3 protein-coding genes, 2 tRNA genes and 1 rRNA gene are annotated in these 7,015 nt (G+C 34.0%); all 6 read left to right on the forward strand.

What is annotated here, in order from left to right; all coding sequences use genetic code 11:
* The first annotated feature begins 731 nt into the window (after positions 1-731).
* Positions 732-2,000, forward strand: a complete 1,269-nt coding sequence (locus BM153_RS07000) for an RNA-guided endonuclease InsQ/TnpB family protein (protein WP_330392039.1) — start codon at positions 732-734, stop codon at positions 1,998-2,000.
* Between the two features lie 277 nt (positions 2,001-2,277).
* Positions 2,278-3,318 carry an Mbeg1-like protein gene (locus BM153_RS07005; RefSeq protein ID WP_092872127.1) on the forward strand — a complete coding sequence of 347 codons (1,041 nt, stop codon included), beginning with the start codon at positions 2,278-2,280 and terminating at the stop codon, positions 3,316-3,318.
* 1,174 nt (positions 3,319-4,492) lie between these two features.
* A complete protein-coding gene (locus BM153_RS07010) occupies positions 4,493-5,626 on the forward strand; it encodes a radical SAM/SPASM domain-containing protein (RefSeq protein ID WP_092872129.1) in 1,134 nt (377 codons plus the stop codon).
* Positions 5,627-6,428: 802 nt separating this feature from the next.
* Positions 6,429-6,514, forward strand: a tRNA-Ser gene (locus tag BM153_RS07015).
* 62 nt (positions 6,515-6,576) lie between these two features.
* A tRNA-Ser gene (locus BM153_RS07020) sits at positions 6,577-6,666 on the forward strand.
* 138 nt (positions 6,667-6,804) lie between these two features.
* Positions 6,805-7,015 (forward strand): 16S ribosomal RNA (locus tag BM153_RS07025); the annotation flags it as partial.

Below are 7,015 nucleotides of genomic sequence, written 5' to 3' on the forward strand. Positions count from 1 at the left end.
TTTCTTTTGAGAATTTCCATAGCTTAGAGGTTTTTTTCAGATATCTTTAATAAATATATCGTTTTATTTATTTTATATTTATTATTTTAATTTTTTATTTATATAGTTTTATTTTTTCCTTTCTTTATTTATTTTATAATTACAATTTTATAATTTATATTTAGTAATATTTTTCTTCTTTTTTTAATTCTTAGAGGGCCTTTTTTAGGCTTACGGAAAGTCTGACTAATTATAAAACCCCGAAGGGATTTATCCCATCGGGGTTTTAGCATATAAAAATTCTTTATTGAGTAAAAAGTTATTTTGAGAAAACCAATTTAATATTTTTATATTATATCACAATTTTACATAAATTATGATTTTTTCTCCTTTTTTTGATGTATTATTAAATATATTATTCTAGTAAAATTTGCTAATAATCATTGAAAGCTGAATTGGAATCCGAGGTTCCAGTTTGCAAAGTTAAATTCTGTTTACTACTATGGCTTGCAAGATTAAATTCCACCCTTATCTAGAACTGTATGCGTTCCGAATGTCCACTTTATCGAAAATTTAGCAGAAAACCCCTACCTTTAAGCAAAGCGTAGGTAGGGGGATGAATGCGTTAAATCAAGAATATTTTAAGAGAATAGTGATTTTACTACTATTCTTTTTGCATCTGTTTTACTAAATATATGTATTATTAGTAAAACATTATGCTATAATACATATACAGGAGTGATCCGAGTCTTATGAAAGGAAATAGTTATATGTATCTTACTGTAAAACAACAGGTAAAACATCTGTCCAAAGAAAATTATCGTTCTATAAAAGAATTATGCCATGCTGCTAAAAATCTTGCCAATGAAGCCATCTATAATGTTAGGCAGTATTACTTTACTGAAGGCAAATTCCTGAAGTATGAGAAGAACTATGTTCTGTTAAAGAATAGCCCTAATTATAAAGCTTTAAATTCTAACATGGCACAGCAGATACTCAAAGAAGTAGATGGTAGTTTCAAGTCATTCTTTGGCTTAATTAAACTTGCAAAACAGGGTAAGTATGCTTTTAAGGATTGCAAACTGCCACATTATCTTCCAAAAGACGGATATACCACACTTGTTATAGGTTTTGTAAGACTTAATGGGAATAAGCTGATACTTCCGTTTTCAAACAGCTTTAAGAAAACCCATAAGCCTGTTACGTTCACAATCCCGCCGATCCTACTTGATAAAAAGGTTAAAGAGATACGTATCATACCAAAAGCTCATGCCAGGTTCTTTGAAATTCAGTACACTTACGAAGCTGAGTGTGTTCAAAGAAATCTTAACAAAAACAATGCACTGGCTCTTGACCTTGGTATAAATAATCTTGTAACTGCGGTATCAAGTAATGGCAGATCGTTCATAATTGACGGAAGAAAGCTTAAATCCATAAATCAGTGGTTCAATAAAGAGAATGCCCGCCTGCAGTCCATTAAGGACAAGCAGCATTTTGTCAAAAAGACTACAAATCGACAGAAAGCCATTGCTCGTGATCGCAACAATAAAGTAAATGACTATATGAACAAGGCTGCTCGTAAAATCATAGACTATTGTGTTTCTAATAATATAGGAACTCTTGTTGTTGGTTATAATGAAACATTCCAACGTAATGCAGATATGGGGAAAAGAAACAATCAAAACTTTGTAAATATCCCATATGGACAACTACGTTCTAAACTGGAATATCTCTGTGAGCTAAATGGTATTGTATTTGTAAAACAGGAAGAAAGCTATACATCAAAGTCATCATTCTGGGATAGAGATGACCTTCCAATTTACAATAATGATAATCCAAAAACATATACATTTAGCGGTAATAGAATTCACAGAGGAATGTATCAATGCAAAAACAGCAAATGTCTTAATGCTGATGTAAATGGAGCACTTAACATCCTACGTAAAAGTAATGTTGTGTCCTTAGAAAGGCTATACACTAGGGGCGAAGTGGACACGCCCGTAAGAATAAGGATTGCCTGAGTAATCGGGTGGAAACTTAAATGTCAAACTTCTTAAAAAGAGCCGAATGGCTCTACGAAGCCCACTTCCTATAGGTGGTGGGGAGTTCAATATAAAACATAAAGTGTCGCAGTGTGTATGAGGTAATAAAGTGGATTAGGAAAGTCCATCTTATCATTATGAAAGGAGAAAGTTACTACAAAACCAATAGTATAATTAAAATGAAAGACTTTTGATGAACCAGGAAAGAAACTTAAGAGTCTATAACTTTTTTAAGGTTTAGTAACGCAAACTTACTATGGGAACAATGAGCGATTATATAAAATGGCGTGGGGATCTGGAATTTTGGCAGGACGGATTTAATATAATTGATAACATAGTGCTTTCGTGCTTATCTTACATTCCAATGGATGGAATTTTTGAAAAAACCGGTGCTGAGGTAATAAGTATCAAGGAATTAAATGAAATCTATTTTAGGGAATTTTTTGACGAAGAGAGATTTGGAAAAGGTTCTATCCTTAGTAATGCCCCGGATACCCTGAAAATGATTGCAGACACAAACCGATACCGCCACATAAAAGTCCGCAATTATGTCAGTATACTGGAACCTGATAAAACCCTGCAATTTGCAGCAATGGAATTTTTATTACCTGATGGCACAAGTTATATTGCATTTAGAGGCACCGATGACACCATTGTCGGCTGGAAAGAAGATTTTATGCTGGCACTTGAGGAAGTGGAAGCAGAGCGACAGGCAGTTGAATATCTTAACAAAACAGGTAGTGAAAATAATCGTCTCATTAGAATAGGTGGACACTCAAAGGGAGGTCATCTGGCTATTTACGCCACTGCTCTGTGCGATGTTGCTATACGGGAGAGAATAATAAATGTGTATAGTAACGATGGTCCGGGATTCATGAAAAAAACTGTAAAATCCAACTGGATGAAAGCCATTCGTTCTAAAATAATAAGCATTATTCCGGAAGACTCAATTGTTGGACTTCTTATGGAACCAGTATGCCCTCCGATTGTTGTAAAATCTACTGCAATATCAGTTGCTCAGCATAATCCGGCGACCTGGTGCATAGAGGGAAATCACCTGATAACGACAGAAGAGGTTTCAAAAACAGCTAAATTTGTAGAACAAAAATTAAAGGAAAACATTTATAAAATGAGTAATGATGAGCTAAACGAATTTGTCGATAATCTGTTTTCCATATTTGAATCAACTGGCGCTATTACACTTCCTGATTTGAAAAAAATTGGCCTAAAAGGACTTCATAAAATGACAAAAACCGTTGGAAGTATATCTAAAAAAAGAAGTAATAACTCCAACTGATAACAAAATGAAGACAATAAAGATTGAAACATTATGCAAAAGTCCTCCCATTTCAAAAGCCTGAAAATTAGGGGAAATGGAGCTGGACTAAGATTAAATTGTGAAAGACTGAGTTAAAACCACTATCAAGTTCCTCTACGATGATAAAAAACAGAAAAAAGGCTTATATATTAGAAAGGAAAAAGCATTAGCAAGTTCCACAAAGACAGCAAAAGTAGAAAAAAGATCACAAATATCAAAATAAATCAAAATCATTAATAAGCTCTTCTAAAACGACAAAAATTTATAAAGTTTGTGTATATCATAAGCTGAAAACCATTACCAAATTCCTTCACGACGGCAAAAACCGGAAAAAAGCATATATATCAGAAGGGGAAAGTATTAGTAAGTTTCTCTATGACATCAAAACACAGCATTAAACTTACAAAAATAAGAAAGAGAAAAGCATTATCAAGTACCACAAAGACAGCAAAAGTAGAAAAAAGATCACAAATATCAAAATAAATCAAAATCATTAATAAGCTCTTCTAAAACGACAAAAATTTATAAAGTTTGTGTATATCATAAGCTGAAAACCATTACCAAGTGTCGCTACGACGACAAAAACCGAAAAAAATCCCACGAATATTAGAAAGAAAAAATCAATATTAAGTGCTGCCACGACCACAAAAATCAGAAAGAAAAAGTATTAGCAAATTCCCCAAAAATAAAAAATAGCATAAAGTGACTTGAAAAAATCAATACAAAGTGGCGATATCATAAGAAGAACCAAAAAAAGAGTATAATAAAATAATAATCAGCTAATGCCATAGTTGTAATGATACATCAAAGAAGATATTTGGAATTTGCTTAGACAGTTATGGAATAAATGTGAGGAAAAAGCAAAATCTCCTGGTTGCATTTTTTACATAAGTGGTTATAATGCACAACTTAACGGAGAGCAATGCAATACATAAAGACATAAATTGAAGATAAGAAAAAATCACAGGAGAAAAAAAGTTATTTTAGGAATAAGTTGTCATTATCCCCATCCCAGAGTAATAAAAGTTATCCTAAAGCATTAGTCTATGTCAAAGGCACCTAAGTGGCATTGCTGGTTAAAGAAAACAGAAGAGGATAACAGAAAAAACAGTTTCAAAAGATTAGGATAATGTAAAAGGAAAAGGAAGCAGGCATGGAAAAAGAATTTGATATACAAGAATATATGACTCGTGGTGTAGAACGCGTAGTTACGGATGCCATAAGGGCAACGATAAAAAATCCAAAAGAAAGTGCTTTTATGGCACGATTTATGATGGCAAGTAAGGTGGCATCAGCAAAAAGAAAGAAAATGGAAGAAAAAGGTGAGCATGTACCTCCATTTCTTATTGCCAGTATTACCAGTAATTGTAATTTACATTGTGCCGGATGTTATTCCAGATGCAATAATTCAACTAAAGATTCAAAACCGGTTAACCAGTTGTCCGACGAGGAATGGCAAAGAATTTTTAATGAAGCCGATGAATTGGGTATTAGTTTTATACTTCTTGCTGGAGGAGAACCATTGTTAAGAGCTGGGGTAATCGATGCGGCAGGGAAAAAAACATCCATATTGTTCCCTATTTTTACAAATGGTACATTTATGAATGAGAAATATCTAAAAAAGTTTGATAAATGCAGGAATCTGCTTCCTATAATGAGCATCGAAGGGGGACGCGAGAAAACTGATAACAGACGCGGTGCCGGAGTTTATGAAAAAATTGTTTCTAATATGGATGAATTGAAGAAAAAAGATATAATTTTTGGCGTATCTGTAACAGTTACAAAGGAGAATATTAAAGAGGTTTCCTCTAAGAATTTTATAGGTATGCTATCTGATAAAGGGTGTAAAGCTGTTATTTTTGTTGAATATGTTCCTGTATCCTCGGATTCAGAAGAACTTGCCTTAACAGATGATGAAAGAGATAATCTGAATACAGAAATATTTTGTCTTAGAAAAGAACACGAAGAAATGGTATTTGTATCTTTTCCGGGAGACGAAAAAAGTTCTGGTGGATGTATTGCCGCAGGCAGAGGTTTTTTCCATATTAATTCCCATGGTGACGCAGAACCTTGCCCATTTTCACCATATTCCGACATCAATGTAAAGGAAACATCGTTAAAAGAAGCTCTAAAATCCCGACTGTTCCATGAATTGCAAAACGAAAAAGTGCTGCTAGACGAACATAAAGGAGGGTGTGTTCTATATGAAAAAAGACATCAGGTGGAAAAATACTCGCAAATAGCTGAAGGAGAAAAATATTTTCACAGTATTCCGACATCAAAGTAAAGGAAACACCACTAAAAAAATTCCTAAAATCTTGACTGTTAATCGAATTGCAAAACGAAAAAGTGCTGCTGGAGGAACATAAAGGAGGGTGTGTTCTATATGAAAGGTACGGCGTAGAGTCGCACTTTCGTTGTCCGTTATATTGACTTAAAACCAGCCCTTTATCTGCGTAAATGATATAATGATTACCATTTTACCAAGTGCTACCACAACATTTATAAATTGTTCTAGCTTTTCTATCTTCTTTTTATAAACATAGTACATTTGTATGTATTATAAGGATTACTCTCTGCTTCTAATTCAATTAGAATATATGTTAGTTTTTAAGCAAATCGTCATATCCTTCCATAATTTGTGCACCCTAATTTTTTAAAATGTAAAATAAAACAATTCATCATAACCGTTGTCAACCGGCTTATATTCGGTATCATTGTAGTTGTTTGTATCAATATGTTTGGGATAACCAAATGGAACGTCAAAATTAGTAATTATTATGTTTAAGCGTTAGTTTAAATATTCATCTAGGCTTAAACGGTTAAAATGTTTTATTTTTAATTCATCTGAAATCAAAAGCATTAATTTTTAACTCCTTTCTTTTTAAAACGAATAAGAGATTGATATAGAAAAATATTTGTACAGTCATTAAAAGTATATTTTTTTAAGCAGTTTTAAGAGCGTAAAAGCGTAAAATTAATTAAATATAAAATAAATAAAAATAAATTCAAAAAAGTGTTGACACCCTAAAAAAAAGATGATATTATATCACTTGTCGCGTGGCCGATACGAGATAAATAAAAAACACGGAGAGGTGTCCGAGTGGTTTAAGGAGCTGGTCTTGAAAACCAGTGATTCCGAAAGGGACCGTGGGTTCGAATCCCACCTTCTCCGCTATCTGGGTTATACCAGGTGACTTAAAAAATAATATTTCTGATAAGCGGAATCAGGCGTTTGGAGAAGTACCCAAGCTGGCTGAAGGGGCTCCCCTGGAAAGGGAGTAGGCCGTTAATAGCGGTGCGAGGGTTCAAATCCCTCCTTCTCCGCTCATTTGGAAGTATTGAATATTCATACGGACATTGATAACTAAACAGTACGAAGAAAACCTTGAAAACCAATCAAGAATAGGGAAACCTAAATTCAAAAAGGACTAAAGAGTCCGGTAAAAAACGGAAACAAATTTTAAACAAGAGAGTTCGATCCTGGCTCAGGATGAACGCTGGCGGCATGCCTAACACATGCAAGTCGAACGGAGTGCTTGTAGAAGCTTTTTCGGAAGTGGAAATAAGTTACTTAGTGGCGGACGGGTGAGTAACGCGTGGGCAACCTGCCCTGTACAGGGGGATACCTACCGGAAACGGTAGCTAATACCCCATAAGCGCACGATATCGCATG

Source organism: Acetitomaculum ruminis DSM 5522 (assembly GCF_900112085.1).
GTDB classification, from domain to species: Bacteria; Bacillota; Clostridia; order Lachnospirales; family Lachnospiraceae; genus Acetitomaculum; species Acetitomaculum ruminis.